The following is a 26,130-nucleotide window of genomic DNA, read 5'->3' as shown; positions in this document are numbered from 1 at the left end:
GGGGCCGCAGCCTTATCGTCGTCAGGCGCCGGCGAGATGGCCGAAGGCGTCGAGCACGCGGCGATATTGCGCCCGGCGGTGCAGGGCTCCGATCAACGGCAGCTCGGACAGTGGGCGCCATCGCCATTCGAGAAACTCGGCCGGCTCGCTGGTGTGGGTGGCGGCCACGGTGATCTCGCTCTCCTCGCCGGTGAAGCGGAAGGCAGCCCAGCGCTGGGTCTGGCCGCGGAAGGGGTAGAGCTTGTGCACGGCCGAGGCGCGCACGGGAAAATCATAGGACCACCAGTCCTCGGTTATCGTGATGAGCTCGGCAGAGGTGACGCCGGTCTCCTCCCAAAGCTCGCGCCGGGCGGCAGTGGCCGCGTCCTCGCCGGGATCGATGCCGCCCTGCGGCAAGGCCCAATCGGCGCCTTCGTCGAAAATCTCGGGATCGGGCCAGCCGTGCGGATTGCGGATGGCGCGACCGGAGAACGCCAGCCCGTCGCGGTTGAACAGGCAGATACCAACATTGAAGCGATAAGGCAGGTCGGCGCGAAGTTCCTCCCGCTCCCCGGGGGATGGCGGCGTGGCGGACGGCGGGTGCCAGACGCTCATTGCGGCACCGCCAGATGCGCGAAGGCGGCGCAGACCTGCTCATAGACGGGGCGCTTGAAGGCGACGACCAGGCCCGGCAGGTTCGCGAGACGCTCCCATCGCCACTCGGCGAACTCGGCCTTGTGATGGCCGCCGCCGGGGCTCAGGATGTTGATCTCGCTGTCCTGTCCCAGGAAGCGATAGGCGCACCATTTCTGCGTCTGGCCGCGCCATTTGCGCTGGAAGCGACCGGAAGCAAGGTCGTCGGGAATGTCGTAGCTGTACCAGTCCGGTGCCTCGGCCAGCAGCTCGATCGAGCTGACGGAAGTTTCCTCATAAAGCTCACGGCGGGCGGCGGCTTCCGGCGTTTCGCCGGCATCGATCCCGCCTTGCGGCATCTGCCAGGGCAAGCCGCCGCCTTCCGCCGGGGTCTCGGCGCGGCGCCCGACGAAGACAAGGCCGTCGCGATTGATCAGCATGGCCCCGGCACAGGGGCGATAGGGCAGGCGGTCGCGGTCATGCGTCATGGTTCGAGGTCATCCGGCTTTCTGCAGGGCGGCGGTGATCGGCACGATGGTGATGCCGCGGGCGTCCAGCGTCTTGGCCCAGCTGGACACTTCCTTGATGGTCACGGGGCGACCGGAGGCGACGCCGATGGCAAGGCCACGGGTGCGGGCGATCTGTTCAAGCTGGGCCAGACGACCGCCGATTTCGTTGGGCACGGGAATGGCGTCGATCACCACATCGGCCTTGGCGAAGGGCGTCTGCCGCTTGGCGGCGGCCTGATCGGCGAGGCTGCGGGCGGAACTGGAGTCATCCACATACATGAGGCCGCGCGTGGCGACCTCGCCCATGAGCGAGTCCATGGAGTTGGGATCCGCCGTGAAACGCCCGCCCATGTAGTTGATGATCCCCACATAGGTGGTGATCTTGGTCATGAAGAAATGCAGGTCGTCGAGGTTCTTGTCGGCGGTGTTGGTGGTCAGCAGCGTGTTTTCGCCGGGATCGTTGTCGGGATAGTCGAAGGGTTCTAGCGGCACTTGCAGCAGCAACTCATGACCGTCCTGCCGGGCCTTCTGGGTCCAGCGGTCGAGGCTGGCGCCATAGGGCGCGAAGGCCAGCGTCACCTGGGGCGGTAGCTGTTGCAAGGCGGCTTGCGTGCCATTCTGGCTGAGACCGAGGTCGCCGACGATGATGACGATCTTGGGGGAGGCGCCGACAAAGCTCGGGACCGGTCGGGCGTAGACGTCGACGGGGCGGCGGCCATCCTCGCCGATCCTGGGCAGCGGGCCATAGGCGATCCGTTCGACAAGATCGGGATCCGGATCGACCGGCAACTTGACGTCCGCGAGGCTGCCGTCGACGGTGTGGATGTCGACCCCGCCCTCGGGCGGCGTTGTGCCATCGCCGGTCTTGGCCGGATCGTCCGCGGTTGCCGGCGGCAGCAGCTCGCCAGTGCTCGACTTGACGCCGACGGTGGCGATCTCGTTCTTGTCGACGGTCATGTCGACATTCTCGATCTTGACGAGGGCGACCGGCTGACCGCCGAGCGGATCGTTGACCACCACGAGCCAGACGATCAGGGCGGCCAGAATGCTGACCACGGACAGCGCCGCAATCGTGCCAAAGGGCGGCTTGCGCTTGTCGTTGCCTGGATCCTTGAAGCCCAGGGGCGCGCTGAGATCGTTCATCGCTTTGGCTCGAAAGCTCCCTTGGCGTTCAAAATGCGCGAGCCTGATCGTTTCTCGCGTCTGATTCGCGAGGATTCTAGATCATATCGGTACGCTTCGGTATGCCGCCACCGACGGGAACTGCGGACAAGAAGACGAAAACCGGGCGCGAGGCCCGGTTTTCCTGGATTGCAATGTGCCGAAGGATCAGTTCGGAACGGGATCGTCGCCCTTGGGCGGGAAGGCGGCGTTGGCCTGCAGGCCGCGCAGCAGGTCGAGCGCCATGTTGAGCTGCTTGTCCTTGGACGCATCGGGCGGCACATAGGCCTGGCTGCCCGAGCCTTCGGCGCCCTGGGTTTCCGACTTCAGATGACCGGGCAGGCTGGCTTCGCCCTTGGTCTCCGTCACCTTGTCCTTGAGCTCGTCCGGCAGGTCCTGCAGCACCTCGATATCGGGGTGGATGCCCTTGGCCTGGATCGAATTGCCCGACGGCGTGTAGTAGCGCGCCGTGGTCAGGCGGATGGCGCCATTGCTGCCGAGCGGGATGATGGTCTGCACCGACCCCTTGCCGAAGGTACGGGTGCCCAGGATGGTCGCGCGGCGATGATCCTGCAGCGCACCGGCGACGATCTCGGACGCCGAGGCCGAACCGCCGTTCACCAGCACGATCACCGGCTTGTTGTCGACCAGCTCGCCGACCTTTGCCGCATAGCGACGGGTGTCGGCGTCATGGCGACCGCGGGTGGAGACGATTTCGCCCTTGTCGAGGAAGCTGTCGGACACCGAGATCGCCTGGTCGAGCAGGCCGCCCGGGTTGTTGCGCAGGTCGAGCACGTAACCCTTCAGCTTGTCGGCGGGCACGGCGGCCTTGATCTTGTCGATCGAGGTCTTGAGGCCGTCGAAGGTCTGGGCGGTGAACTGGGAGATGCGGATGTAGCCCACATCGTCCTTCACTTCGAAGCGCACCGACTGCACGCGGATGACGTCGCGGATGATCTTGACGTCGAAGGGCTTGTCGGTGCCCTTGCGCTGGACGGTGAGCGTGATGGCCGAGTTGACCGGGCCGCGCATCTTGTCGACGGCCTGCTGCAGGGTCATGCCCTGGATGTCGGTGCCGTCGATGGCGGTGATGAAGTCGCCCGCGAGGATGCCGGCCTTGGTCGCCGGCGTGCCGTCGATCGGGGTGACGACCTTGACGATGCCGTCCTCCATGGTGACTTCGATGCCGAGGCCGCCGAACTCACCCTTGGTCTGGACCTGCATGTCCTCGTAATTCTTGGCATTCATATAGCTCGAATGCGGATCGAGCGAGGTCAGCATGCCATTGATGGCTGCTTCCACCAGCGAGTTCTCGTTGGGCTCCTCGACGTAATCCGAACGGATACGTTCGAAGACATCGCCGAACAGATTGAGTTCGCGATAGGTGTCCACACTGGCCGCAACCGCTGAGCCGAGCATCGGTATGTGCCCGCTGAGCGCCAAGGTGGTAAGCCCGGAGCCGAGCAGGGCGCCTGCAGCGAGAAGCGATAGTTTCTTGATCATCCGCCAACCTTCCGATCCTGCGAAGCGACCCACCATGGTGATGGATCGATCGAAGTGCCATCTTTCCTGAATTCAACATAAAGCACGGGCTGTGCCAGACTGGCGTCGGGCGCGGTCGCACTTGCCAGTCTCTGATTGCCCATCACCCCTACCGGTTCGCCTGTCAGGACAAACTGGTCGAGGTTCACATCCAAGCGTTCCATTCCGGCCAATACCACATGATATCCGTCGCCTGCATCCAGGATCAAGAGTTGGCCGTAGGCCCGGAACGGGCCAGCGTAAACAACGCGGCCGTCGGCCGGGGCCGTGACTTGCGCGCCGGCGCGCGTTGCCACGGAAATTCCCTGTGACAAGCCGCCAAGACCGTTGTCGTCGCCATAGGACTGGATCGCTACACCCCTGACCGGCATAAGCAATTTCCCCCTGGCCTCGGCGAAGGGCATGGCCGGCTGCAGCCGGCCGGTCTGATCCGGCTTCTGCGGCGTCTCGCCCGCCTGCAGCCCGTCGAGCCCTTGTGCCCGGCGCGCGGCCTTGAGCTGGCGGTCCAATCCGGCGATCAATTCTTCGAGAGTGCGGGCATTGGCCGCCAGTGATTCGGCCTTGGCGCGCTCGGCCTCGAGGTCCGTGCGGCGACTTTCGGCAAGTTTCTTCTTCTCCTCGCTGAGAAGGGCCAGGCGCTGATGCTCCTCGGCTATGGCGATCGCGGAGGCCTTCAGGCGATCGCGTTCGGCTTCGGCCTGCTGGCGCACGGAGACGAGCGCCGAGAGATTTCCTTCGAGCGCCTCGGCTTCCGTGCGGATCTCGGGCAGCACGGCGCCGAGGATGATGGCCGAGCGGACGGCCTTCAGGGCGTCATCGGGGGAGACGACCAGGGCCGGCGGCGGGCGGCGACCGATGCGCTGGGCGGTGGCGAGCACCTCGATCAGCACGGCCCGGCGGCTGACCAGCGAGGCGCGGATGGTGGCCTCGTTGGCACTGTTGCGGGCCAGGCGCTCCTCGCTTTCGGAGATGGACTGCTCAAGGGTCTGAACCTTGGCGGCCGTGGTCATCAACTGATCGGTGAGGGTCTGCTGGTCCTTGGAGAGGCCGGCGATCTCGGCGGCGATCTCGGCCTGCCGGTCGGCGGACAGTTCCATGTCCTTGCGCAGCTTGTCGAGCTCGGTGCCCTTGAGGGCCTGCTCCGATTCGATGAGCGAGGGATCGCGGGTGGCGGCGCTCGCCGACAGGTCCGTCGCGGGAGCGTAAGCACTCACGGCGGCAGCCGTCTCCTGCGCCTGCCCCACGGAGGGAGGCAAGGCGAGCACAAGCGTCGCCGCGGTGGCGGCGCGCATGGAGGTCAACAGGCTTCGGCCCCAAGGCGGCATCGAAAGTCTTGCTGGCGGTCTGTCTCTTGGTGTCAGGCGCATGAAGGCCCGCCAGCCTTCGTGCTCCCGCGATGTGTGGCGCAGTTCAGTACTATAGTCGCAGCAAACCTAGCATCGCCGCGTTAACGACCTGTCAACCATAACAGGGGTCAAGCACGATGATAGGGGTGCCCGCTCAGGATAGTGATGGCACGATAGATCTGCTCTGCGGCGAGAATGCGGACGATTTGGTGCGGCCAGGTCAGTCGGCCGAAAGAAATCCGGTGACCGGCACGCGACAACAGTTCCTGTCCGTGCCCGTCCGGGCCGCCGATGAGCAGCACGGCCTGGGGGGTACCGCGATCGCGGGCCTCTCCGAGAAGGCCGGCAAAGCGTTCGGAGGTCGGCGAATCGCCGCGTTCGTCGAGCGCAATGAGGAGGGCGCCCTGCGGCAGGTCCGCCAGGAGTTCGCGCGCTTCCTCATCCTTGCGCTGAAGAGCTTCGCGCGCCCGGCTCTCGATATACTCACGACTGGAAACGCCTGATATGCCGATGGCGCGCCCGGACTTGTCCGCTCGATCGACATAGCGATCGGCGAGCTCGCGCTCCGGACCCGACTTCAGCTTTCCCACCGCGTGAATGGCTATGCGCATGATGAGGCCCCGGCGACACAAACCCATTGGACGGAGCTTGAGGCTCCGTGCAGGGGTATTTCGCAAAGGCGCCGTCACGTCAACCGCATCGCGTCACGCGGCCGGCGGCAACGGTCAACCGCGACCGGTCACCGGAGCCGGATCGGCTGCCCACATCTTCTCGAGATTGTAGAACTGCCGCACTTCCGGACGGAAAACATGCACGATGACGTCGCCGGCGTCGATCAGCACCCAGTCGCACGTGGTCTGGCCCTCGGCGGTGGCCGTGCCGAAGCCGCCATCCTTGAGGTCCTTCAGCAGATGATCGGCGATGGCGCCCACATGGCGATGCGAACGGCCCGAGCAGACGACCATGTGGTCGGTGATGGGGGTCTTCGCGGCAACGTCGATGGCGACGATTTCCTCAGCCTTGGCATTGTCGAGGCTCGCGAGAACGGCGGCCAGCAGGGCTTCGGGGGTGATATCTTCGGCCATGACCGGCAACGCGGCAGGGACGAAGTCGTGAGTTGCGCTCACTTCAGCGCCTTCAAGAGAGAAGGTCATGCTCAGGGGGTCACCTCATGGTCGGCCCGGACGGAGCGCGCACCCTTGCGCGAGCGCCGGACACAGGATCAGGATGCGCCGGTCGGGCGACGATTTCAAGACGGCTGCCGTCCTGCTTTCGTCATCCCGCGCAGCGCGGTCGAAGAGATCGGCACCTTGTGTCCCGCAAGGAAGGTCCAGGCGGGCAAGGGCCGGGTGGAAAGGTGCGCCGCCTGACGTTCCGGCAGACGGCGGGTTGCGTAGCGGCGGGCCGCCGGCGAGGCCAGGGCCCGAAAGGTGGCGCCGGGACGGTCGATCACCGCGATGGCGACGCGGGCGGCAATGTCCTGCCAGCCGCCCCAGCGGTGAAAGCTCGCCCAGTTGTCGGCGCCGATCACCAGGACGAAGCGCACATGCGGGCGCAGCCGGGTGAGACGACGGACGAGGTCGACCGTGTAGCGCGTTCCGAGCCGCGCCTCGAGGTCGGTCACCACCGCCCGCGGGTGGCGGGCGATGCGGCGAACCGCCGCCAGGCGATTCTCGATGGATGGCAGGCCGCTCACGTCCTTCAGCGGATTGCCGGGGGTCACCAGCCACCAGATGCGGTCGAGACCGAGTTCCATGAGGGCGAGCCTGGCCACGTGCGCATGCCCTTCGTGCGGAGGATTGAACGATCCTCCGAACAGCCCGACGGTCATGCCGGGCAGGGTGGGCGGCAGGCGTGGCCTTGTGGACATCAGGGCCTCAGCTGACCGGTGCCGTGCACGCGATACTTGAAGCTCGTCAGCTGCTCGACGCCGACGGGACCGCGCGCATGCATCTTGCCGGTGGCGATGCCGATCTCGGCGCCCATGCCGAACTCGCCGCCATCGGCGAACTGTGTGGAGGCATTGTGCATGACAATGGCCGAATCGATCTCGTTGAGGAAACGCTCGGCTGCCGCGGGATCGGCGGTGATGATGCTCTCGGTGTGGTGCGAGCCATGGGTCTCGATATGCTCGATCGCCTCACCGACGCCGTCCACCAGCTTCACCGAGATGATGGCATCGAGATACTCGGTCGACCAGTCGGCCTCGCTGGCCGGGACAGCGGCGGGGAAGCGGGCGATGACCTCGGCAGTGCCGCGGATCTCGCAGCCGTTGGCGCTCAGAGACGAGAGAATCGGGACCAGATGGCTGTCGGCAACGGCGCGGTCGACCAGCAGGGTTTCGGCCGAACCGCAGACGCCGGTGCGGCGCAGCTTGGCGTTGGTGGTTACGGCCACGGCCATGTCGAGGTCGGCGGCCTTGTCCACATAGACATGGCAGATGCCTTCGAGATGGGCGAAGACGGGAACGCGGGCTTCGGACTGCACGCGCGCCACCAGCGACTTGCCGCCGCGCGGCACGATCACGTCGATGCAGCCGGAGAGGCCGCCGAGCATCAGGCCGACGGCGGCGCGGTCGCGGGTCGGCACCAGCTGGATGGCGTCCTCGGGCAGGCCGGCGGCGCGCAGACCCGCGTGCAGGGCCTTGAGGATGGCCTCGGAGGAGGCATAGCTGTCGGAGCCGCAGCGCAGGATGGCGGCATTGCCGGCCATCAGGCTGAGGGCGCCGGCGTCCGCCGTCACGTTGGGACGGCTCTCGAAGATGATGCCGATGACGCCGAGCGGAGTGGCGACGCGCTCGATCTTGAGACCATTGGGGCGGTCCCAGGCGGCGAGAACGCGACCGACCGGATCGGGCAGGGCGGCGATTTCGTCCAGCGCCGCGGCAATGGCTTCGACACGCGCCGGGTTGAGCGTGCCGCGATCGATGAAAGAGGCGGCGACGCCATTCGCCTTCATGGCGGCGAGGTCGACGGCGTTGGCGGCGAGAATGTCGGCGGCGCCGGCGCGGATGGCGGTGGCCATGGCGCCGAGCGCCTGACGCTTCTCGTCCGTGCTGGCGACAGCGAGGCGCCGCGCGGCGGCGCGGGCGCGCCGACCGAGGGCGGTCATCTGCGTGTCGAGATCGGTGTCGGCGGAGATGGCGACAGCGCTCATGGTGTCAGGCTCCCGGATTCGCCCTTCAGCACCAGGTCGTCACGGTGGATCATTTCCGTGCGGCCGGCGGCGCCGAGGATGTCTTCGATGGCGGCCGACTTCTGGCCACGGATGCGTTCGGCGTCGCCGCTGTCATAGGCCACGAGGCCACGGGCCAGCTCGACACCCTGTTCGTTGATGACGATCACCGCGTCGCCGCGATGGAAACGTCCCGTGACCTTGGTGACGCCGGGCGGCAAGAGCGAGCGGCCGTTGCGCAAGGCCCGCTCGGCGCCGGCGTCGACGGTGAGATAGCCGCGCGGCTCGATATGGCCGACGATCCAGGCCTTGCGGGCGGTGACCGGATTGGCTTCGGCGTGGAAGAGCGAGTGCGGTCCGCCCATGTCGATGTGGCTGAGCGGGGCCTGCACCTTGCCCGAGGCGATGATCATGCGCGTGCCGGCCACGGTGGCAATCTTGCCGGCTTCGATCTTGGTCTTCATGCCGCCGCGCGACAGTTCCGAGGCGGCGCCCCCGGCGAGCGCCTCGATCTCCGGCGTGATGCGCTCGATCAGCGGGATCAGCGTGGCGTTGGGGTCCTGGGCCGGCGGGGCGGTGTAGAGGCCGTCGATGTCGGACAGCAGGATCAGGAGATCGGCGCTCATCATGGCGGCGACGCGGGCGGCCAGGCGGTCGTTGTCGCCATAGCGGATCTCGGAGGTGGCCACCGTGTCATTCTCGTTGATGACGGGCACAGCCTTCATCTTGAGGAGCGTGCCGATGGTGGCCCTGCCGTTGAGATAGCGGCGGCGCTCTTCGGTGTCGCCCAGCGTCAAGAGGATCTGACCGGCGGTCAGGCCGTGGCGGCCGAGCACTTCGGCCCAGGCCCGGGCGAGCGCGATCTGGCCGACGGCCGCAGCGGCCTGGCTCTGTTCGAGCTTCAGCTTGCCCTTGGGCAGCTTCAGCACCCCGCGGCCCATGGCGATGGCGCCGGAGGACACCAGCAGCACTTCGGCACCGCCGGCGGCCAGGCGGGCGATGTCGAGGGCGATGGAGTCCATCCAGTCCTGCCTGAGGACACCCGAACGACCTTCCACCAGCAAGGCGGAGCCGATCTTGATGACGACGCGCTTGTAACCGGCCAGGGGGCCGGTGAAAGCGGAAACAGGCTCACTCATCGAAATCGTCGTCCTCGTCGAAGTCATCGGCGGTATCGGTATGGCGCTCATAGGGCTGCCAGATGCGGGTGTTGGCCGCCGTGCGGGCCTCGGCCTCGTTGCGGCGGGCCTCGGAGATCGTGTGCCACATGGCGCGCAGCACGTCCTCGACGCCCTTGCCGGTGACGGCGGACAGCAGGAGCGGCGTCGCCTTGGCCGCCCGCTTCAGCTTCTGCATCTTCTTCTTGAGTTCGTCGTCGGGCACCAGCTCGCATTTGGAAAGCGCGATGATCTCAGTCTTCTCGCCCAGCACCTCGTCATAGGCCTCAAGCTCGCCGCGCACGGTGCGCCAGGCGCCGACCACATCCTCCTGCGAGGCATCGACGAGATGCAGCAGCACGCCGCAGCGTTCCACATGGCCGAGGAAACGGTCGCCGAGGCCGATGCCCTCGTGGGCGCCTTCGATCAGGCCGGGGATATCGGCCAGCACGAATTCGTTGCCGTCGGTGCGCACGACGCCGAGACCGGGGTGCAGCGTGGTGAAGGGATAGTCGGCGATCTTCGGCTTGGCGGCGGTGGTGCGTGCGAGGAAGGTGGACTTGCCGGCGTTGGGCAGGCCGACGAGACCGGCGTCGGCGATCAGCTTCAGGCGCAGCCACAGCCACTTCTCCTCGCCGGGAAGGCCGGGGTTGGCGCGGCGCGGGGCCTGATTGGTGGAGGTCTTGAAATAGGCGTTGCCGAAGCCGCCGTTGCCGCCCTTGGCCAGCAGAACGCGTTCGCCGACCTTGACCATGTCGGCCACCAGCGTCTCGCCGTCTTCCTCGATGATCTGGGTGCCGACCGGCACCTTCAGCGTGATGTCCGAGCCCTTGGCGCCATGGCGATCGCGGCCCATGCCGTGACCGCCGACCTTGGCCTTGAAATGCTGCTGGTAGCGATAGTCGATCAGGGTGTTGAGACCATCGACGCACTCGGCCCAGACGTCGCCGCCGCGCCCGCCGTCGCCACCGTCCGGGCCGCCGAACTCGATGAACTTCTCGCGCCGGAAGGAAACGGCGCCGGCCCCGCCATCGCCGGAGCGGATGTAGACTTTGGCCTGATCGAGGAATTTCATGGGGGTACGGCTTTCGGACTATTTGGGGTGCGGCGCCCGCAGGCTGGCCGAACGTGGGTTATTAGATCAAAGCGGGACGAAATTGAACGCCTTTTTCAGGCAAAAGCGCCAAGCTTCACGGTCGCGGCTGCCGTCCGGCATGGGCCGCGCGGTCGAGGCTGGTGTCGACATGGTCGAGCATCACCCCTTCGGCGAGAGAGAGCTTGCGGCTCTGGCCGATCACCTTGAAGCCCTGGCGCGCCTGAATGGCCAGCGAGGCCTGATTGCCGGCAAAGGCGCCGGATATGACGGTATCGATGGGCAGATTGGCATAAGCGAAGGCGAGCAGCGCTTCGGCGGCCTCGCTCATCAAGCCGCGCCCCCAGAAGGGCTGGGCCAGCCAGAAGCCGAATTCGGGTTCCATATCAAGGCTGTGCAACGCGACCACGCCGAAGATGCGCGCCTCAGGATCGTTCGGCAGCGTCAGCCCGAGGGTCAGGGCCGTGCCCATGCGGCCGGTGATGCGGCATTGTTCGATGAAGGCGTCGGCGTCCACCAGGCGATAAGGAAAGGGCACGCGGACCAGCCAGCGCGAGACGTCGCGGTCACACAGATACTCGGTGATCGCCCGGCGATCCCCCACCTCCAGGGGGCGCAAGACCAGGCGTGCCGTGTGGAGTGTCGGCTCCAACGGTGCCCGGTTGCGGTTCCCCCCGAAAGTCCCCGTGATTACGCGCATCCTTCATCCCATCACTCGGCGACTGCCAGACCACGTGTGGTCAGGCCGCCGATTTCATCTTCGGTCCGCCGATGCAGACGCAGCGGCTCCCAGGCCCTCAGGCTTTCCCAGGTCCGCCGTTCGATCTGGAACCGGTCGACCGGCACCACGGCGCCCTGGTAGCGTGCGTTGCCCAGCTCCTGAGCGGCCAGCTGGAAACCGCACTTCTCGATCACCCGCCGACCAGGCTGATTGGTCACCCGGCAGGTGAACGACAGCTTGTCGTGACCCTGATGCAGGAAAGCATAATCGATGACGGCGTGGCAGGCCTCCGTGGCAAATCCGCGTCCCCAGTGGACCTCGCCGAACCAGCAGCCGAGTGTCGGGATGCGAGCGCCACGCCTGAAATCCAGCGTGACCGCACCGATCGGCGTTGCCGTTCCATTGGCACCCTTCAGGCAGATCAGGTGCTTCTGCCCGCCTTCGCCGGGATCCTCGTCGATCCATTCGAAGGCGTGCTCGATCCTGTAAGGGTGGGGCATGCCCACCAGGTTGCGCGCCACGGCCGCATTGTCGGCCAGAAGCACGATCGCCATGGCATCCTCGGCCTTGGGGGCACGGAGAATGAGGCGCTGCGTCTCGATCACGAGGCCTTTGGTCGGTCGATGAATCGCCCTGTCGCCGGCCTCGCCAATTAAGCTCTCGTACTGATCACTGTCTCTCACCTCGGACATAGGTCCATCCTCGCGCTTGAAACGAATTCAGGGGAAGTGGCATCCCACTTCCCCTGTCGATTGCGCGCGTGGATCGCGAGCGGTCTACCGGGGTCCGTGGGACGCCGGCAGGCCACTCAGAGACCATTCGGCGTTACTCTGCTGCTGCGGCCGTCGTCGTCGGGAGAACGGATACATAGACCCGTCCGTTGGTCTTGGTGGCGAAGGACACATTGCCTTCGCAGAGGGCGAAGATCGTGTGATCGGTGCCCATGCCGACGTTGGAACCCGGGTGCCATTGGGTGCCACGCTGACGAATGATGATGTTGCCCGGGATGACGGCTTCGCCGCCGAACTTCTTCACGCCGAGGCGACGACCGGCCGTATCACGACCGTTGCGGGACGAACCGCCTGCCTTTTTGTGAGCCATGGGATAACTCCTTCAGTTCCTGTTTCACCCGGAACGGAGCGGTTCTCGCTCGAAACGTTCTCTAGGCGTTGTTGTGGTCAGATCCCGACAGCAGTGAAAGCTTCGGGACCCATTGATCTGTCTCAGGCGGCGTTGATGCCGGTGATCTTCACGACCGTCAGCAGCTGACGGTGGCCGCGCTTGCGCTTGGAGTTCTGGCGGCGGCGCTTCTTGAAGGAGATGACCTTCGGGCCGCGGGTCTGCTCGACGACTTCAGCCGTCACGGTGGCGCCGGCAACCGTCGGAGCCCCGAGGGTCAGGCCAGCTTCGCCGCCAACGGCGAGCACTTCGTCGAAGGTGACCGTGGTGCCGGTCTCGACTTCAAGCTTTTCGATTTCGAACGTGTCGTCAACGGCAACCTTGTACTGCTTGCCGCCGGTCTTGATTACTGCGAACATGGTCGTGCCAGTCCTTCTTCAGATGGTTCTTGGCCGCGCCGATCCCGAAGGCCGCTGCGGCAGTTTTGTCAATAAAACCCATGCTCCTGGAAAAGCTTTCCCGGGCATCTTTCATTGACGCGCACTCCATACACGTTTCCCCGTCCGCGCGTCAACGGCGAGGGCGCGGAAAAATCATCGTTTTTGGTACGGTTTCGGTATTCGCCGGGCCAACTGTACCGATCTGTTGCAATGGCATCACGTGTCGGGGGGCGGTTGTCGTGACCGAGGCTGCGACCGATCGGCGGCGGCCAGGGCATGATTTGCCGGCTGGCAGGGGCGGCGGCCCGTGCCCCTCGGGGAGGTCGCTGGCCAAGCCACGCGAAAATCAGAAAATAATTGGCGCGGCCCCTTGCCGAATGCCAAAGGCGCGGTTATGGTCCGCGCCGCTTTCGACCGGGACTTTCATCCCAATCAGCACCGCGGAGAGGTGGCAGAGTGGTCGAATGCACCGCACTCGAAATGCGGCATACTCGCAAGGGTATCGGGGGTTCGAATCCCTCCCTCTCCGCCATTTTCCTGAGTCATCAGTCCTGATGCATTGTGCCTGCGGCACTTGCCGTCATGCGCTTGCGGTGATTCTCACGGCTTGATCGCGCCGATCTGCTGCAGCACGCCGAGGCGGTCGACCTGGAGCCAGGCGCGGGCAAGTTTGCCGTCTCTCGCCTCGTAGATGCCGATCCCCTGCTGGGTCGCCATTCTGCCCGAAGGAGCGACGGCGCCCAGGGGGCCGCGATGCTCTGCCTCGAAGCGCCAGCGGACGCAGATCCGGTCACCGGCGCCGAAGAGATCCTCGATCTCGAATTTGAGATCGGGGAAAGCCGTCACCATGCGCTCGACGGTGGTGCGGAAGCCGGCGGGGCCCTGTTCGCCGCCGGCGCCGAGGAAGTCGTCGGCGAGATAGTCGGTGAGGCGATCCAGTCGGCGCGGGTTGAGGCAGTCTTGATAGAGCCCTTTGACAAGATCCTGCGGTGTCATGATATGCCTCCTTTGACAACATGTTGTCTTTTTGCATTATGACAACATGTTGTCAATATGCTTCACGCTGTGGGGAGATCACCATGGGCAGCCTGCAAGGCGAGCGAATGAGCGGCTTGGTCTGGAATGTCCTGCAAGCCGCCAATCGGCTGACGGAGGTCGGCAACCGGCTGGCGGCGCCGTTCGGGCTGACGGCGGCGCGCTGGCAGGTCATGGGCGTGATCATGATGCAGGAAGCGTCGATCGCGGACATCGCCCGTGCGCTGTCGCAGAGCCGCCAGGGGGTGCAGCGTCTCGCCGACGATCTGGTGCGGGACGGGATGGCGGTCTATCGCCCCAACCCCCGGCATGCCCGTGCCAAGCTCCTGGTGCCAACGCCGGGCGGCACGGCGTCCTACCAGGGGCTGATGCAGGAGCAGGGCAAATGGATGGAGGACCTCGCGCGGGATCTGCCGGTCGAGGATATCGGAGTGGCCAGGGCCGTGCTGGCGCAGCTTGTTTCGACCCTGGACGCCGGCCGGTCCTCGTCCACAGCGGACGAGGACTGATTGAACGTAGCGCCAGCCTCAAAGTGTCAGGATCGTCAGATCCGGGCGCTGGAGGCGATCGAGCCTGGTGCGCGGCATGAGAGCGGCGGCGGTGGAGAGAGCGTCGGCCTCGGCGGCGCGCGGCGCGATGACGGTTGCCTGGGCGATCTCGGTGGCGACGAAGCCGCGGCGGGGGTCGAAGATGTGGCCGAACCGTCCCTGGGCGTCGAGCACGGTGCCGAGCGGGCGCGAGGTGGCGACGGCCTGATCGCGGAGATCGAGGTGAATGTCGCTGGTCTCGACGCGGATCGGCCAGCCTTGCCCGGCGCGTCCCGAGCCGCTGGCGCGGATTTCGCCCAGATCGAGCAGCATGTTGGCAAAGCCGCGAGCGCGCAGGAGGTCGGCGATGCGATCGGTGATGAAGCCTTGCGCGATGCCGTTGAAGGTCAGGGCCATGCCAGGTCGGCGCAAGCGGATGGCGTCCTCGTCGAAGTCGACGTCGGCAAAGCCGATCGTGTCGAGGGCGCGATCGAGAGCGTCGCGCGCGGGGCCGGCGGGGTCGGCGTCCGGCGCGGAGAAATGCCGGGCGTAGAGATCGAACAGCGGCTGGACCGTCGGGTCGAACAGGCCGCCGGTCGCGCGCCAGGCGGCACGGGCCTCGGTCAGAAGGTCGAGAAGGTCGGCCGGGGGCGCGGCGAGGCTGCCGTCGCGGTTGAGGCGGGCAAGCAGGCTGTCGGTTCGATAGAGGCTGAACAACCCCTCAAGCCGGGCGACTTCCGCCTCGACGGCGGCGAAGGCGGCCGCTGCGGTCTCCGGCGAGGCGCCGGCCAGGCGGATGGTTGTGTGGGCGCCGAGCGCCTGGCCGCTCCATTGCTGGATGGCAAGCGCGCTGGAGGCAGGACCGGTCGACGCCAGCACAGCGCCGCCGAGGAAGGCGGCGCTGATCTTCAGGAAGCGGCGGCGGCTTGGCCGCGACGGCGCGGCACGCATCAAATCACGGGACATTTTCAACGCCTCCTACATGGACATGTCGGAATGGCCGGACGCCATGGGGGCGTTTTCCGGGTGCAGATAGCTGTCGGGAATGTCTGCGAGACGGACGATGTTGCCGCCCTTGTCCGCGACGAAGGCCGCTGCGGCCTCCTTGCTGGCGAAGGGAATGGCCTCGGGCGTGCCCATGCCGCCGGACTGGCGACTGCCGATGACGAACCAGGCGCTGTCCGCGTCGATCCAGTTGTCGCGACCGGGCTCGTCCCAGCTCCTGGCCCTGGACATGTCGGAGACATAGACGGCGAGCACTTCGCCGCGCCGCTCGCTGCCGTGCAGATAGGTCACGGCGTCGGAGACCTGGCTGAACCAGAGCGGCTGCTCGGTGCCCTTCTCGTGGATCTGGGCCTTGGGGCCGCCGTGATCGGCCAGATACATCTGGCAGTAATAGCCGAGCGCGTTGTCGGTCATCTCGATGGCGGCGGGTTTGACGGCGGCGGACTGGTCGTTGCAGGCGGCAAGGGGAGCGGCGAGCAGGAGGACGGCAAGCAGCGCGAAGGTGGCGGATTTCATGGTGTTATCTTCCTTGCAAGGGCGACGGCGGCGCTGAGAGCTGCCCCGAGCCAGGCAACGAGGACTGCGAGCGCGGCGCCAATCGGCAGGGGGAGGGAATGGGCGAGGCCATCAAGGCCGGCGATCGGTGTGCCGGCATCCATCTGGGCGAGGTTGAACAGGCGGAAGGCGTCGCCGGGATTGGCGAGGACCAGGAAGGGGAAGATCGTCTTGGTGAAGAGGCCGCCGCGATCGACGATGATGGCGCCGAGCAGGGCGAGATCGTAGAGCACTACAAGCAGGAGCCAGAGACCGACCGACAGGGCGGCGGCGGTGCCGGTCTGGCGGCAACTGGCCGACACGGCCATGCCGAGGCCGACGAAGACCGCGCCAAGCAGGAGGCAGGTCGCCATCAGGCGAAACCAGACCACCAGGCCCGCCGCGTGTGCTCCGAGGCCGTGGCGCTCGATGACCGCGAGGGCGGCGATGCCATAGCCGACGACGATGGCGAGCGCGAGCACGGCCAGGTGGCCGAGAAACTTGGCGATCAGCAGTTCGGTGCGGCGGATCGGGGTTGCCAGCACCAGCGAGAGGGTGCCGCGTTCGAGTTCGCCGGCAAGGCTGTCATAGGAGACGAGCAGGGCGATCAGGGGGACGAGATAGACCGACAGGGTCGACAGGCTGGCCGCCGTCAGGGTGAGCGGGTCGACCTTCAGCTCGCCGCTCGGGCCGCTGCCGAGGAAGGCCAGCGCCAGCGCAAAGCCGGTCAGGGTCAGGGTCGCCAGGAGGACCCAGCGGTTGCGGACCGCAAGGCGAAACTCGGTTGTCGCCACGGTGGCGATGCGGATGGCTCCGCTCATGATGCGTCTCCCATGGCGTGAGTGGCGAGATCGATGCCGCTGTAATGGCGATAGACGTCGTCAAGGCCGGGCAGGGTGATGTCGACGTCGGTGACGTCCTTGCCGAGGGCCGCAACGCGGGCGAGGAGGCCGATCTTCTCCTCGGCGAGGCAGTTGAGCAGGACGCTGCGGCCGTTGATGCGGTCCCCGCCGATCCGGTCGCGCACGGCGTCGGCCCGGCCGGGCTCCGCTTCGACACGGATGCGGATGGGCAGGCGGGCGGCGCGCGCAAGATCGGCCAGCGCACCGTCGGCTTTCAGCTGTCCTCTGGCGAGGATGGCGACGCGGTCGGTGCGGCTCTCGACTTCCGTCAGGGAATGCGAGGACAGGAGGACGGCAGTTCCCTCGGCGGCGACCCGGTCGATGATGGCGTAGAACTCGCCGCGCGACAGCGGGTCGAGGCCGGAGGTGGGCTCGTCGAGGAGCAGGAGGGCGGGCTTGCCGATCAGAGCCTGGGCAAGGCCGAGGCGCTGGCGCATGCCCTTGGAATAGGTGCCGATGGCGCGGTCGGCAGCGTCGGCAATACCGACGGTCTCCAGCAAGCCGATCGACCGGCTGGGGGCGACACCCTTGAGGCGGGCGAAATGGGTGATGATTTCCGTGCCGGTTAGGGCCTTGGGAAAGGCCACCTGTTCGGGCAGGTAGCTCACCGCGCCGCGGGCGTGATCGGAGCCGGGCCGGGCACCGGCCACGGTGAGTGTCCCGCCGTCAGGCTTCAGAAAGCCCAGCACGGTCTTGAACAGGGTGGATTTGCCGGCGCCGTTGTGGCCGAGCAGGGCGACGCGCTCGCCGGCGCTCACGGTGAGATTGACGGCGTCGAGGGCGGTAAAGGAGCCGAAGCGCAGGGTGAGATCGGCGATCTTCAGGACGATTTGGCGGTCGCTCATGACGGCTGTCTCCCGGTGCTGGTGTCGGAAAGGGTGAGGGCGCCGTGGCGGTCGGCTTCCGGCCCGACACCAGCGGTGCCAGGAGCGACCAGCGGATGGCTGTCGACGACGCCACCGGGCATCAGGCCGGGGAAGCGCGACTGGGCCCAGCGGATCAGCTGCACCGCCGGCGATCCCAGCAGCAGGCTGCTCATGGGCTGGCTCCAGGTCAGCTGGTCGATGGTGTCGTTGGGGCGGTAGGGGCTGTCGGCGATGCCGTCACCGTCGATGTCGAAGGCGGCGTTGTCGGACCAGTAGTTGCCGATGGGGGCTTGGGCCAGGCTGGTCGGAGCCGCCGCGTCGGTCGGCATGGTGGCGCGCTGGGGAAGGGCATCGCCTACCGGACCGCTCCATTCGAGCCAGCGCGTTCCGACATACTTGACCTGGGTGCGGTTGCCGATGAAGGCGTTGCCGGCCATGGTCACGTCCTCGGAGCCGCCGGTGAAGTGAACCCCGATGCCGCATCCGGACAGGCGATTGCCTGCGATGACGGCGTGGTTGACGTTGTAGACGAACAGGCATTTCTCGCCGCCGTCGCGCACTTCGTTGTGTGCGATGCTGGCGTCGATGACGTAGTTCAGGAAGAGGCCATGGGTGCGGTCGCCGACGGAAAGGTTGCCGCGCGCTTCCACCTGACGCGAATACATCAGCGCGAAGCCCAGTTCGTTGCCGATCGATGTGTTGTCGATCAGCTTGATGTTGTTGGCATACATGGAATGGAAGGCGAAGCGCAGCTCGCTCATGCGGTTGCGGGCGTAGACGGCGTCATGGGAATTGTTGATGAAGATGCCGTCGCGTCCGGCGATGATGTCGTTGTCCTCGGCCACCAGACCCGGTGCGTTCCAGACGTAGATGCCGGGGCCGCGCTCGTTGACGCGCATGTCGCGGTGGCCGACGATGCGGTTGCGGCTGACGGTGGCGTCGATGCCGCCCTGGACGTCAACGCCGGTGAGATTGTTGTCGAGGTTGTTGTCGACGACGCGGGCCCGCTTGAAGCCCTGGGAAATGACGATGGCCGAGTCCAGCGTGTCGAGGTGCAGACCGGAACCGGTGACGGTGAGGCCGGTCAGCGTGACATCGTCGGCGGCGATGGTGATGACGCTGCCCAGACCGTTGCCGACGACACGTGCGCCCGGCTTTCCCTCCAGTGTCACCGGCTTGTCGATGATGATCGGGCCGGCATAGTCGAAGGTGCCAAGCCGGAGGGTGTCCCCCGGCCTGGCGATCTTGAGGGTTGCCGCCAAGGCATCCGCCGCCATGGGCACGTCGATGTCCGCCGCGCTTACGGGGCCAAGGGCGCACAGGAGCGGGACCAGCAGGGCGAGTGCCTTCAGCAGCATGTCAGCCTCTCTTCAAAGCAACGTCGGAAGAAACCAATCGGCATCAAGCCGATTTGGGCTTCACGAGCATGCGGCCGCGCATTTCCATATGCAGGGCGTGGCAGAACCATTGGCAGTAGTACCAGTAGACGCCCGGCCGATCGGCGGTGAAGGTCACCGAGGCGGTGGCCTGCGGGGCGACTTCCATGGCAACGCCGTGGTTGGAGATGGTGAAGCCGTGGGTGAGGTCCGCGATGTCGTCGATGTTGGTGATGTAGACCGTCACCTCGTCGCCCTGGTTGACCTCGAACTTCTCAAGGCCGAAGGCGGGAGCGGTCGACGTCATGTAGACGCGCACCTTGTTGCCGTCGCGGATCACCTTGCTGTCGTTCTCGAGCACGATGCCGTCGGCCTTGGCCTGCTGGCGGGCATCCTCCCACATGGGATCGTCACGCTTCCACACGTCGAGCGGCTGCAGGATGTCGGCGCGCACCATGATGGCGTCATGGGGTTCGGCGAAGGTCGGGCCGTCGTGCATCACCTTCATCTCGTCAGTGGAGATGTCGATGAGCTGTTCGTTCTCCGGCTTGAGCGGGCCGACGTTGATGTAGCGGTCCTTGGAGAACTTGTTCATCGACACCAGCCATTTGCCGTCGGCCTGGCTGGTTTCGGCCATGGTGGCGTTGAGGTGGCCGGGCTGATAGGCGACGTCGACCTTGGAGACGATCGGGTCAACGTCCTCGCCGGCGTATTTGCGGATGGCCTTGTCGATGTCCCACTTGACCACCTGGCTGTCGAGGAACAGCGTCGTATAGGCAAAGCCCTTGCCGTCGAAGGTGGTGTGCAGGGGGCCGAGACCCAGTTCCGGCTCGGCCACGATACAGGAGCGCGGATCGGCGTCCTGGAACAGACCGGGCACCTTGGTGACGTCGATCACCGAGACGGTGGGCGACAGCTTGCCGGCGATCATGATGTGCTTGCCGTCAGGCGCGGTGTTGACGCCATGCGGGCTGTTGGGGATCGGGATGTAGCGGGTGTACTTGCTCTTGGCCTCCTTGCGGCCGTCGAGCACCTTCACGCCGTTGAGTTCCTGGTAGTCGCCCGCGGCAACGCCGGCCTCGATGGCCTTGATGTCGAAGACCACCACGTGGTCCATGGGCGAGGCGGTCATCTCGGCGAGATTGGTGCCCATCTCCGAATTGTAGGAGGTGGAGAAGGCGTAGAGGCCCTGGTAGTCGCAGTTGGTGTTGTCGAGATTGCCCGAGACGATCACCTGCCAGGCCACTGTCATGGAGTCGCCGTCGATGGCACTGAAGATGTTGACGTATTTCGTCGGCTCATCAAGGATCTTGCCGTCGTTGACCAGCGGGCCCTCGTGCTCGGAGTTGGCGAAGATGTAGCCCGTGCGCGGGAACTTCTGCGGCCGCATGCCGTGGATGTCATGGGCGTTGGGGATCTCGATGATCTTGTCGACCTTCATCACGTCGCAGCGGATGCGGGCGATGCGGGTGTTGGCCTTGTCATTGGCGAAGATGTAGCGCCCGTCATAGGTGCCGTTGGTGAACGACATGTGCGGGTGGTGCAGATCGCCGTTGTCGTAGGTCGTCTTGCCGCGCTTGGCCAGGAACTCCTTGGTTTCGGGCAAGAGGCCATCGGTCAGGACCTTGAGGCTCTCGTTGGTGAGGCCCCAGCCGGTGGCCGAGCAGCGATTGAAGACGGGAATGCGCATCAGTTCGCGCATGGAGGGAACGCCGAGAATGCGCACCTCGCCGCACTGGCCCGACGACCAGATGCCGTAATATTCATCCAGCTGGCCCGGAGCCACTTCCGGGCTCTGGCCTGCTTCGGCCGCCGTCGCATGGCTGGCCAGCAGTTCGGCGCCACCGGCCGCCGCGGCAACACCGGCCAGCATGGCCGTCTTGGCCGAGCCGCCGAGCAGGCTGCGCCGCGATAGACTGTCAAAAGGTCCCGTCATGTTTTCCTCCTGAAGGATCAGGTATTCGCGTCAGGCACGGCCTTGAAGACGTGCGTGACGGTGGGTTGGCCCGCGCCCGCCTGAGCGGAAGGGGCAATGGCGTTCTGCTTTTCGAAGCGCTCGCGCTTCCTGAGCTTGCCGACGACGACCGGGCACTTGGTGGTGTGCTGGTAGAGCACCTGGCAGTGCAGGCAGGAGACGCATTCGTTGGGATTGATCTCGCCGGTCGGATGGATGGCCTGGACCGGGCACTCGTTGGCGCAGGTCTGGCAGGGGTTGCCGCATTCCCGGTAGCGCTTCAGCCAGCGGAACATGTGCAGGCGGGCGGGGATCGCAAGGCCGCCGCCGAGCGGGCAGACATAGCGGCAGTAGAAGCGCTCGATGAAGAGACCCGGTGCCAGGGTGGCGAGGGCGAAGAGCACATAGGGCCAGGGGCGATCGAACTTCAGGATGATCGCGGTTTTGAAGGGTTCGATCTCCGCGTAATGTTCGGCGACGTCTAGCGAGTAGAAGGACAGTCCAAGGAGACCGAGGAAGAGGATGTACTTGATCGGCCAGAGGCGTTCGTGCAGGCCCCAGGGCAAGGTGATCTGCGGCACCTTGAGGGCGCGGGCCACCTGGTTGGAGAGTTCCTGCAGGGCGCCGAAGGGGCAGAGCCAGCCGCAATAGGCGCCACGGGCCCAGAACAGCAGGGCAGCAGCCACCGCGAACCAGAGCGTGAAGATCAGCGGATCCATCAGGAAGGTTTCCCAGCGGAAGTCGCTGACCAGCGCCGACAGCACGGCAAGCACGTTCACCACCGACAACTGGGCATTGGCGTACCAGCCGATGTAGACCAGCGTGAAGGCGAGGAAGGACAGGCGGATGATGCGGAAGGTTCGCTCGTTGCGGGTCGCAAAGGACTGGAAGAAGAAGATGCCCGAGAGAACCACAAGCGCCGCGCCGAGAACGATGACTTCCGTCTGCTTGGCCTGCCAGATCCGGAGCCAGAGCGCGTCCCGTGCCTGGGTCTCCGTCGTGCCCGCGCTCTCGTCATTGGTCACTACCGAGACGACCGGGGCACTCTTGAGATAGGCGGGTGGCAGGGCGTAGTCGGCGTCATAGGTGACGAACAGCTTCTCGATCGGGCCGACGGCACGGGAGACCAACAGCTGCAGCCGCGAGGGGGCTGCCGGATCGAAGCCGGATGCCTTGGGGATGACGAAGAGGTCCATCTCGGTGAAGGCCGGGGCGCCAGCGGCCTGCATGGTGACGATGCGGGTGTGCTGGCTGTCGCGGAAGCGGATCGAGGTCTCCCCCTGCAGCAGAGTGATGCGGTCGAAGATGCCCCCGCGCACATAGCCCGAGCCCTTGAAGGACCAGCGGCCGTCGCTGACGACGGCGATCGCCTGATCGCCCTCCTGAAGGTGGTTGTGCAGGTTCTGGTAGGCGGCGTCGCCGAGCAGGCTGCGACCGATGGACGGCTGGCTGGCAAGGCCGACCCAGAGGTCGATGAAGGGGGCGGTGTCCGCACCGCTTTCGCGATGCTGGGCTGCCCGGGGATCGCCGAGCTTGTCGAAGGCGGCGTTGATCTCGCCGACACTGACGGCGAAGCGGCGCAGCGAGCCGTCGCCGGTGAGCGTGGTCCAGTCGGAGTGCTTGTCGATGGACAGATCGACGGTCTTGCTGTCCGCCGCAGTGCCGGTGCCCTCGGCAAAGCCATCGAGCTTGAGGGCGCGGGCGGCCTTGATGCCGGCCCGCAGGATGGAATCGTCGATCACCATGACGGTCACCGTGGCGCCGGAGACGATGTCGAGGTCATGCGGCGCACCGGCGGCGATCTTGTGCAGGTCGAGGCCGACGTATTTCTGGGTGACTGCCCGGATCTTGGCTTCGGGAATGCCGACGAGGACGATGGGCTCGGAGTGCTTGACGAGGCGCACGCCGGTGATGGTGGCCTGGTCGTCGAGAGCGACGAGAATGTGGATGGGCTTGCCCGAATAGCCCGTTGCGGGAACGAAGTCCGAGGTGAGGAAGACCCAGCCGACGCGTGTGCCCGATTTCAGGACCGGGGCGACCGGCAGGTCGTCCCGCACAGGGCCGAAGGAGTCGGCGCCAGGCACCATGTCGGACGGTGCCGCCTTGTCGAGGAAGTCGGCCAACTTGGCGGCACTGGCTGACATTACGCTGCCCGTCAGGGCGACCAAGATCGCGATGACCAGGGCCAGTGCCTTGAGGGGAAAGACAAAATTGGTGCGCGCAAGCATGGCTTCCTGATCCCGATTGTGAAGCGGATCGTTTCGTTCAAGTTTCCCGGAAGGCGCAGTTTCGAACGTTGTGCCGGAACAAACTCGGCATGACAAATGTCAATGCCTCGGCATGACAGAAGCCAGGTCCTGCACCTGATATATGTCAGATTCATACATGATAAAAGTCAATCTTGGTGTCATAAGTCCTTGTGGCGGTTTATTGTCCGCACACGGTGACCGTGCGTTGCCCTGCGGTTGCATGTGGGGGGATGGGCGGCGATAGACGCCGGTCCCGGGCTCCGGCAGATCCCGGCAAGGTCGGGAATGCGGGCCTTGCCGTCCTGCGCCCGCTGGACGCGCTGGTCGCAGGAGGGCGGGAACGGGCGGAAACACGCGGGAATGCGCTTGACAGGGCCGGCAATTGAAATCATACAGCCAGCATTCGAGAGGATGTGGGTCCTATGGTCTTCCCTGCTGTCTTGGTTGACGCGATTTTGTCGGGTGCGAACCCGGCACGCATTGCCATGACGACGACGGCGACGACGAAAACGACCACGACGTGATCGACGCTTCCTCGCCCTGGACAGTCCTCCTCGGGGTAAGAGGGGGCGGCAGGCGGCCTCCTCGGATGTCCAGATAGACCACCGGGACCGGCAGCCAGACGAGGCGGAGGACGGGTCCAGAAAAGGTCAAACTCCATGGGTTACAAGGTTGCTGTCGTCGGTGCCACTGGCAACGTGGGCCGTGAAATGCTTTCCATTCTGTCCGAGCGTGGCTTCCCGGCCGACGAAGTCGTCGCCGTTGCCTCGCGCCGCAGCCAGGGCACGGAAGTGTCTTTCGGCGACAAGACGCTGAAGGTGCAGGCGCTCGAGAATGTCGACTTCTCCGACATCGACATCTGCCTGATGTCGGCCGGCGGCAACATTTCGAAGGAATGGTCGCCGAAGATCGGCGCTCAGGGCTGCGTGGTGATCGATAATTCTTCGGCCTGGCGCTATGACGCCGACGTCCCGCTGATCGTGCCGGAAGTCAATGCCGACGCCGTCGTGGGCTTCACCAAGAAGAACATCATCGCCAATCCCAACTGCTCGACCGCCCAGCTGGTGGTGGCGCTGAAGCCGCTGCACGACAAGGCCGTGATCAAGCGCGTTGTGGTCGCCACCTATCAGTCCGTCTCCGGCGCCGGCAAGGACGGCATGGACGAGCTGTTCACCCAGACCAAGGCCATCTACGTCTCCGATCCGGTGGAGAGCCACAAGTTCCCCAAGCGCATCGCCTTCAACCTCATTCCGCACATCGACGTCTTCATGGAAGACGGCTACACCAAGGAAGAGTGGAAGATGACGGCGGAGACCAAGAAGATCCTCGATCCGAAGATCAAGCTGACCGCCACCGCCGTGCGCGTGCCGGTGTTCGTGTCGCACTCGGAAGCCGTCAACATCGAGTTCGAGAACCCGATCACCGCCGATGAAGCGCGCGACATCCTGCGCGAGGCCCCCGGCTGTCTCGTGGTCGACAAGCGTGAGCCCGGTGGCTACATCACCCCTTACGAGGCGACCGGCGAGGACGCGACCTATATCAGCCGCATCCGCGAGGACATCACGGTCGAGAACGGTCTGGCCATGTGGGTGGTTTCGGACAATCTGCGCAAGGGCGCTGCGCTCAATGCCGTGCAGATCGCTGAAGTGCTGGTCAACCGGCACCTGATCAAGGCCAAGAAGGCCGCCTGATCGACTATGATCGGCAGACATTGAAAAGGGCCGGTTTCGCACCGGCCCTTTTTGCTTGTGTCGTTACGGACAGGGATTGCCGAACTTCTGGTGCAGGTCGTCGACCGCTGCCTGCATCTCCTTGGTCCACGTCACCTCGGCGGCCTTGAGGCACGCCTCGAGCTGCGGCAGCGTGGTGGCGCCGATGATCGAGGAGAGGCAGCAGGGCTGGTTGATGGTGAAGGCGACGGCAAAGGTGGCCGGGTCGATGCCGAAGGACTTGGCGAGATCGACATAGGCGTTGATGGCCACGTCGGCGTGCGCCTTCTCGTAGCGGTCGAGGCGGTTGAACAGCTGCTTGCGGCTGCCCTTGGGCAGCGCGCCGTCGCGGTACTTGCCGGTCAGATAGCCCTGCGCCAGGGGCGAATAGGCGAGCAGGCCGATCTGTTCGCGGGTGTCAATTTCGGCAAGGCCGCCTTCCCATGTCCTGTTGACCAGATTGTAGGCGTTCTGGATCGAGACCGGGCGCGGGCCGATGCCCTTCTCGGCGGCGAAGACGAAGCGCATGGCACCATAGGGACTCTCGTTGGACAGGCCGAGCTGGCGGATCTTGCCGGCCTTCACGAGGTCGCCCATGATGGCCGAGATTTCCTCGATCGGCGTCTCATCGACAGCCGGCGAGAAGGGCTTGAAGCGGGTGGGATTGGTGCCCCAGCCGGACACTTCGCGATCGGGCCAGTGGATCTGGTAGAGGTCGATATAGTCGGTCTGCAGCCGCTTCAGCGACTTGTCCACGGCTTCCATGACCTGGGCGCGGTTGACGCGCGTCGGCGAGCGATCGTCACGGAACCAGGGCCATTCGGATCGGCCGACCACCTTGGTGGCGACGATGACCTTGTCGCGGTTGCCGCGCGCCTTCAGCCAGCTGCCGACGATGCGTTCGGTGCTGCCCTGCGTCTCGGCCTTGGGGGGAATGGCGTAGAGTTCGGCGGTGTCGAGAATGTTGATGCCATAGTCGAATGCGCGATCGAGCTGGGCATGGCCTTCGGCTTCGGTGTTCTGCTCACCAAAGGTCATGGTGCCCATGGTGATGGGCGTGATGAAGAGATCGCTGCGTCCAAGACGTCGCTTGTCCATG

Annotated in this window: 26 protein-coding genes and 1 tRNA gene; 3 read left to right on the top strand and 24 right to left on the bottom strand. The window is 65.6% G+C overall.

Annotated features, from left to right (window positions below):
* Positions 1 to 21: 21 nt before the first annotated feature.
* The 15 genes from L2I41_RS07155 to rplU all read right to left on the bottom strand — a co-directional run bounded on the left by L2I41_RS07155 (position 22) and on the right by rplU (position 12,853).
* Positions 22 to 594 carry an RNA pyrophosphohydrolase gene (locus tag L2I41_RS07155; RefSeq protein ID WP_237152844.1) on the bottom strand — a complete coding sequence of 191 codons (573 nt, stop codon included), beginning with the start codon at positions 592 to 594 and terminating at the stop codon, positions 22 to 24.
* Positions 591 to 1,100, bottom strand: coding sequence for an RNA pyrophosphohydrolase (locus tag L2I41_RS07150; protein ID WP_237152843.1), 510 nt, complete (start codon positions 1,098 to 1,100; stop codon positions 591 to 593). Before L2I41_RS07150 ends, L2I41_RS07155 begins: the two co-directional genes overlap by 4 nt.
* Before the next feature lie 9 nt (positions 1,101 to 1,109).
* On the bottom strand, positions 1,110 to 2,264 hold the full coding sequence (locus L2I41_RS07145; RefSeq protein WP_237152842.1) for a divergent polysaccharide deacetylase family protein: 1,155 nt from the start codon (positions 2,262 to 2,264) through the stop codon (positions 1,110 to 1,112).
* Positions 2,265 to 2,450: 186 nt separating this feature from the next.
* On the bottom strand, positions 2,451 to 3,785 hold the full coding sequence (locus L2I41_RS07140; RefSeq protein WP_237152841.1) for a S41 family peptidase: 1,335 nt from the start codon (positions 3,783 to 3,785) through the stop codon (positions 2,451 to 2,453).
* On the bottom strand, positions 3,782 to 5,116 hold the full coding sequence (locus L2I41_RS07135) for a murein hydrolase activator EnvC family protein (RefSeq protein WP_237152840.1): 1,335 nt from the start codon (positions 5,114 to 5,116) through the stop codon (positions 3,782 to 3,784). The genes L2I41_RS07140 and L2I41_RS07135 overlap by 4 nt, the downstream gene beginning before the upstream one ends.
* Before the next feature lie 182 nt (positions 5,117 to 5,298).
* Positions 5,299 to 5,781: a 23S rRNA (pseudouridine(1915)-N(3))-methyltransferase RlmH gene (gene rlmH / locus L2I41_RS07130; RefSeq protein ID WP_237152839.1), complete on the bottom strand. Its 483-nt coding sequence runs from the start codon at positions 5,779 to 5,781 to the stop codon at positions 5,299 to 5,301.
* Positions 5,782 to 5,895: 114 nt separating this feature from the next.
* Entirely contained in the window at positions 5,896 to 6,255 is a 360-nt protein-coding gene (gene rsfS / locus L2I41_RS07125) for a ribosome silencing factor (protein WP_237153004.1), read from the bottom strand.
* 164 nt (positions 6,256 to 6,419) lie between these two features.
* Positions 6,420 to 7,040: a nicotinate-nucleotide adenylyltransferase gene (locus L2I41_RS07120; protein WP_237152838.1), complete on the bottom strand. Its 621-nt coding sequence runs from the start codon at positions 7,038 to 7,040 to the stop codon at positions 6,420 to 6,422.
* Complete coding sequence (locus L2I41_RS07115) at positions 7,040 to 8,326, bottom strand: glutamate-5-semialdehyde dehydrogenase (protein ID WP_237152837.1); 1,287 nt, start codon at positions 8,324 to 8,326, stop codon at positions 7,040 to 7,042. The genes L2I41_RS07120 and L2I41_RS07115 overlap by 1 nt, the downstream gene beginning before the upstream one ends.
* Entirely contained in the window at positions 8,323 to 9,483 is a 1,161-nt protein-coding gene (gene proB, locus L2I41_RS07110; protein WP_237152836.1) for a glutamate 5-kinase, read from the bottom strand. The genes L2I41_RS07115 and proB overlap by 4 nt, the downstream gene beginning before the upstream one ends.
* The gene (gene obgE, locus L2I41_RS07105) at positions 9,476 to 10,576 is read right to left on the bottom strand and encodes a GTPase ObgE (protein ID WP_237152835.1); all 1,101 of its coding nucleotides are present in this window, start codon (positions 10,574 to 10,576) and stop codon (positions 9,476 to 9,478) included. Before obgE ends, proB begins: the two co-directional genes overlap by 8 nt.
* A gap of 115 nt (positions 10,577 to 10,691) precedes the next feature.
* The gene (locus L2I41_RS07100; protein WP_237152834.1) at positions 10,692 to 11,294 is read right to left on the bottom strand and encodes a GNAT family N-acetyltransferase; all 603 of its coding nucleotides are present in this window, start codon (positions 11,292 to 11,294) and stop codon (positions 10,692 to 10,694) included.
* An 11-nt stretch (positions 11,295 to 11,305) separates the two neighbouring features.
* A complete protein-coding gene (locus tag L2I41_RS07095; RefSeq protein WP_237152833.1) occupies positions 11,306 to 12,007 on the bottom strand; it encodes a GNAT family N-acetyltransferase in 702 nt (233 codons plus the stop codon).
* A gap of 133 nt (positions 12,008 to 12,140) precedes the next feature.
* Positions 12,141 to 12,416, bottom strand: coding sequence for a 50S ribosomal protein L27 (gene rpmA / locus L2I41_RS07090; RefSeq protein WP_237152832.1), 276 nt, complete (start codon positions 12,414 to 12,416; stop codon positions 12,141 to 12,143).
* Positions 12,417 to 12,538: 122 nt separating this feature from the next.
* Complete coding sequence (gene rplU, locus L2I41_RS07085) at positions 12,539 to 12,853, bottom strand: 50S ribosomal protein L21 (RefSeq protein WP_237152831.1); 315 nt, start codon at positions 12,851 to 12,853, stop codon at positions 12,539 to 12,541.
* Positions 12,854 to 13,316: 463 nt separating this feature from the next.
* Between rplU and L2I41_RS07080 the strand changes: the two genes are divergently transcribed.
* Positions 13,317 to 13,406 (top strand) — tRNA-Ser (locus L2I41_RS07080).
* 68 nt (positions 13,407 to 13,474) lie between these two features.
* Here L2I41_RS07080 and L2I41_RS07075 read toward each other — a convergent pair.
* Positions 13,475 to 13,870 (bottom strand): ester cyclase, encoded by a 396-nt coding sequence (locus L2I41_RS07075; protein ID WP_237152830.1) that lies wholly within the window; start codon positions 13,868 to 13,870, stop codon positions 13,475 to 13,477.
* 83 nt (positions 13,871 to 13,953) lie between these two features.
* On the opposite strand from L2I41_RS07075, the gene L2I41_RS07070 reads away from it, so the two are divergent.
* The gene (locus L2I41_RS07070; protein WP_237152829.1) at positions 13,954 to 14,418 is read left to right on the top strand and encodes a MarR family winged helix-turn-helix transcriptional regulator; all 465 of its coding nucleotides are present in this window, start codon (positions 13,954 to 13,956) and stop codon (positions 14,416 to 14,418) included.
* Between the two features lie 18 nt (positions 14,419 to 14,436).
* Here L2I41_RS07070 and L2I41_RS07065 read toward each other — a convergent pair whose 3' ends face one another.
* Genes L2I41_RS07065 through L2I41_RS07035 form a run of 7 tightly spaced genes read right to left on the bottom strand, consistent with a single transcriptional unit; the run spans position 14,437 to position 23,301 of the window.
* On the bottom strand, positions 14,437 to 15,402 hold the full coding sequence (locus L2I41_RS07065; RefSeq protein ID WP_237152828.1) for an FAD:protein FMN transferase: 966 nt from the start codon (positions 15,400 to 15,402) through the stop codon (positions 14,437 to 14,439).
* Positions 15,403 to 15,414: 12 nt separating this feature from the next.
* Positions 15,415 to 15,957 carry a nitrous oxide reductase accessory protein NosL gene (locus L2I41_RS07060; RefSeq protein ID WP_237152827.1) on the bottom strand — a complete coding sequence of 181 codons (543 nt, stop codon included), beginning with the start codon at positions 15,955 to 15,957 and terminating at the stop codon, positions 15,415 to 15,417.
* Complete coding sequence (locus L2I41_RS07055; protein WP_237152826.1) at positions 15,954 to 16,796, bottom strand: ABC transporter permease; 843 nt, start codon at positions 16,794 to 16,796, stop codon at positions 15,954 to 15,956. The genes L2I41_RS07060 and L2I41_RS07055 overlap by 4 nt, the downstream gene beginning before the upstream one ends.
* Positions 16,793 to 17,722 carry an ABC transporter ATP-binding protein gene (locus L2I41_RS07050; RefSeq protein ID WP_237152825.1) on the bottom strand — a complete coding sequence of 310 codons (930 nt, stop codon included), beginning with the start codon at positions 17,720 to 17,722 and terminating at the stop codon, positions 16,793 to 16,795. The genes L2I41_RS07055 and L2I41_RS07050 overlap by 4 nt, the downstream gene beginning before the upstream one ends.
* The gene (locus L2I41_RS07045) at positions 17,719 to 19,101 is read right to left on the bottom strand and encodes a nitrous oxide reductase family maturation protein NosD (protein WP_237152824.1); all 1,383 of its coding nucleotides are present in this window, start codon (positions 19,099 to 19,101) and stop codon (positions 17,719 to 17,721) included. Before L2I41_RS07045 ends, L2I41_RS07050 begins: the two co-directional genes overlap by 4 nt.
* A 43-nt stretch (positions 19,102 to 19,144) precedes the next feature.
* Positions 19,145 to 21,055, bottom strand: a complete 1,911-nt coding sequence (nosZ, locus tag L2I41_RS07040) for a TAT-dependent nitrous-oxide reductase (RefSeq protein WP_237152823.1) — start codon at positions 21,053 to 21,055, stop codon at positions 19,145 to 19,147.
* Between the two features lie 17 nt (positions 21,056 to 21,072).
* Positions 21,073 to 23,301 (bottom strand): NosR/NirI family protein, encoded by a 2,229-nt coding sequence (locus L2I41_RS07035; protein ID WP_237152822.1) that lies wholly within the window; start codon positions 23,299 to 23,301, stop codon positions 21,073 to 21,075.
* Between the two features lie 680 nt (positions 23,302 to 23,981).
* On the opposite strand from L2I41_RS07035, the gene L2I41_RS07030 reads away from it, so the two are divergent.
* On the top strand, positions 23,982 to 25,013 hold the full coding sequence (locus L2I41_RS07030; RefSeq protein WP_237152821.1) for an aspartate-semialdehyde dehydrogenase: 1,032 nt from the start codon (positions 23,982 to 23,984) through the stop codon (positions 25,011 to 25,013).
* Positions 25,014 to 25,076: 63 nt separating this feature from the next.
* Here the strand turns inward: L2I41_RS07030 and L2I41_RS07025 are convergent, their stop codons facing one another.
* Positions 25,077 to 26,129 (bottom strand): aldo/keto reductase, encoded by a 1,053-nt coding sequence (locus L2I41_RS07025; RefSeq protein WP_237152820.1) that lies wholly within the window; start codon positions 26,127 to 26,129, stop codon positions 25,077 to 25,079.
* Position 26,130 lies beyond the last annotated feature (1 nt).

It is taken from the genome of Oryzibacter oryziterrae (assembly GCF_021864535.1).
Lineage (GTDB): Bacteria > Pseudomonadota > Alphaproteobacteria > Rhizobiales > Pleomorphomonadaceae > Pleomorphomonas > Pleomorphomonas oryziterrae.
This window is presented reverse-complemented; position numbering and strand designations above follow the sequence as displayed.

Bases quoted from the DNA above. Each gene is read 5' to 3' on its own strand.
- L2I41_RS07060 (WP_237152827.1), bottom strand. From the start codon at position 15,957: ATGAAATCCGCCACCTTCGCGCTGCTTGCCGTCCTCCTGCTCGCCGCT.
- L2I41_RS07035 (WP_237152822.1), bottom strand. From the start codon at position 23,301: ATGCTTGCGCGCACCAATTTTGTCTTTCCCCTCAAGGCACTGGCCCTG.
- proB (WP_237152836.1), bottom strand. From the start codon at position 9,483: ATGAGTGAGCCTGTTTCCGCTTTCACCGGCCCCCTGGCCGGTTACAAG.
- L2I41_RS07100 (WP_237152834.1), bottom strand. From the start codon at position 11,294: ATGCGCGTAATCACGGGGACTTTCGGGGGGAACCGCAACCGGGCACCG.
- rpmA (WP_237152832.1), bottom strand. From the start codon at position 12,416: ATGGCTCACAAAAAGGCAGGCGGTTCGTCCCGCAACGGTCGTGATACG.
- L2I41_RS07115 (WP_237152837.1), bottom strand. From the start codon at position 8,326: ATGAGCGCTGTCGCCATCTCCGCCGACACCGATCTCGACACGCAGATG.
- L2I41_RS07095 (WP_237152833.1), bottom strand. From the start codon at position 12,007: ATGTCCGAGGTGAGAGACAGTGATCAGTACGAGAGCTTAATTGGCGAG.
- L2I41_RS07055 (WP_237152826.1), bottom strand. From the start codon at position 16,796: ATGAGCGGAGCCATCCGCATCGCCACCGTGGCGACAACCGAGTTTCGC.
- L2I41_RS07120 (WP_237152838.1), bottom strand. From the start codon at position 7,040: ATGTCCACAAGGCCACGCCTGCCGCCCACCCTGCCCGGCATGACCGTC.
- L2I41_RS07075 (WP_237152830.1), bottom strand. From the start codon at position 13,870: ATGACACCGCAGGATCTTGTCAAAGGGCTCTATCAAGACTGCCTCAAC.
- rplU (WP_237152831.1), bottom strand. From the start codon at position 12,853: ATGTTCGCAGTAATCAAGACCGGCGGCAAGCAGTACAAGGTTGCCGTT.
- L2I41_RS07150 (WP_237152843.1), bottom strand. From the start codon at position 1,100: ATGACGCATGACCGCGACCGCCTGCCCTATCGCCCCTGTGCCGGGGCC.
- L2I41_RS07070 (WP_237152829.1), top strand. From the start codon at position 13,954: ATGGGCAGCCTGCAAGGCGAGCGAATGAGCGGCTTGGTCTGGAATGTC.
- rlmH (WP_237152839.1), bottom strand. From the start codon at position 5,781: ATGCGCATAGCCATTCACGCGGTGGGAAAGCTGAAGTCGGGTCCGGAG.
- L2I41_RS07145 (WP_237152842.1), bottom strand. From the start codon at position 2,264: ATGAACGATCTCAGCGCGCCCCTGGGCTTCAAGGATCCAGGCAACGAC.
- L2I41_RS07065 (WP_237152828.1), bottom strand. From the start codon at position 15,402: ATGTCCCGTGATTTGATGCGTGCCGCGCCGTCGCGGCCAAGCCGCCGC.
- obgE (WP_237152835.1), bottom strand. From the start codon at position 10,576: ATGAAATTCCTCGATCAGGCCAAAGTCTACATCCGCTCCGGCGATGGC.
- L2I41_RS07045 (WP_237152824.1), bottom strand. From the start codon at position 19,101: ATGCTGCTGAAGGCACTCGCCCTGCTGGTCCCGCTCCTGTGCGCCCTT.
- L2I41_RS07025 (WP_237152820.1), bottom strand. From the start codon at position 26,129: ATGGACAAGCGACGTCTTGGACGCAGCGATCTCTTCATCACGCCCATC.
- rsfS (WP_237153004.1), bottom strand. From the start codon at position 6,255: ATGGCCGAAGATATCACCCCCGAAGCCCTGCTGGCCGCCGTTCTCGCG.
- L2I41_RS07030 (WP_237152821.1), top strand. From the start codon at position 23,982: ATGGGTTACAAGGTTGCTGTCGTCGGTGCCACTGGCAACGTGGGCCGT.
- L2I41_RS07155 (WP_237152844.1), bottom strand. From the start codon at position 594: ATGAGCGTCTGGCACCCGCCGTCCGCCACGCCGCCATCCCCCGGGGAG.
- L2I41_RS07140 (WP_237152841.1), bottom strand. From the start codon at position 3,785: ATGATCAAGAAACTATCGCTTCTCGCTGCAGGCGCCCTGCTCGGCTCC.
- L2I41_RS07050 (WP_237152825.1), bottom strand. From the start codon at position 17,722: ATGAGCGACCGCCAAATCGTCCTGAAGATCGCCGATCTCACCCTGCGC.
- L2I41_RS07135 (WP_237152840.1), bottom strand. From the start codon at position 5,116: ATGCGCGCCGCCACCGCGGCGACGCTTGTGCTCGCCTTGCCTCCCTCC.
- nosZ (WP_237152823.1), bottom strand. From the start codon at position 21,055: ATGACGGGACCTTTTGACAGTCTATCGCGGCGCAGCCTGCTCGGCGGC.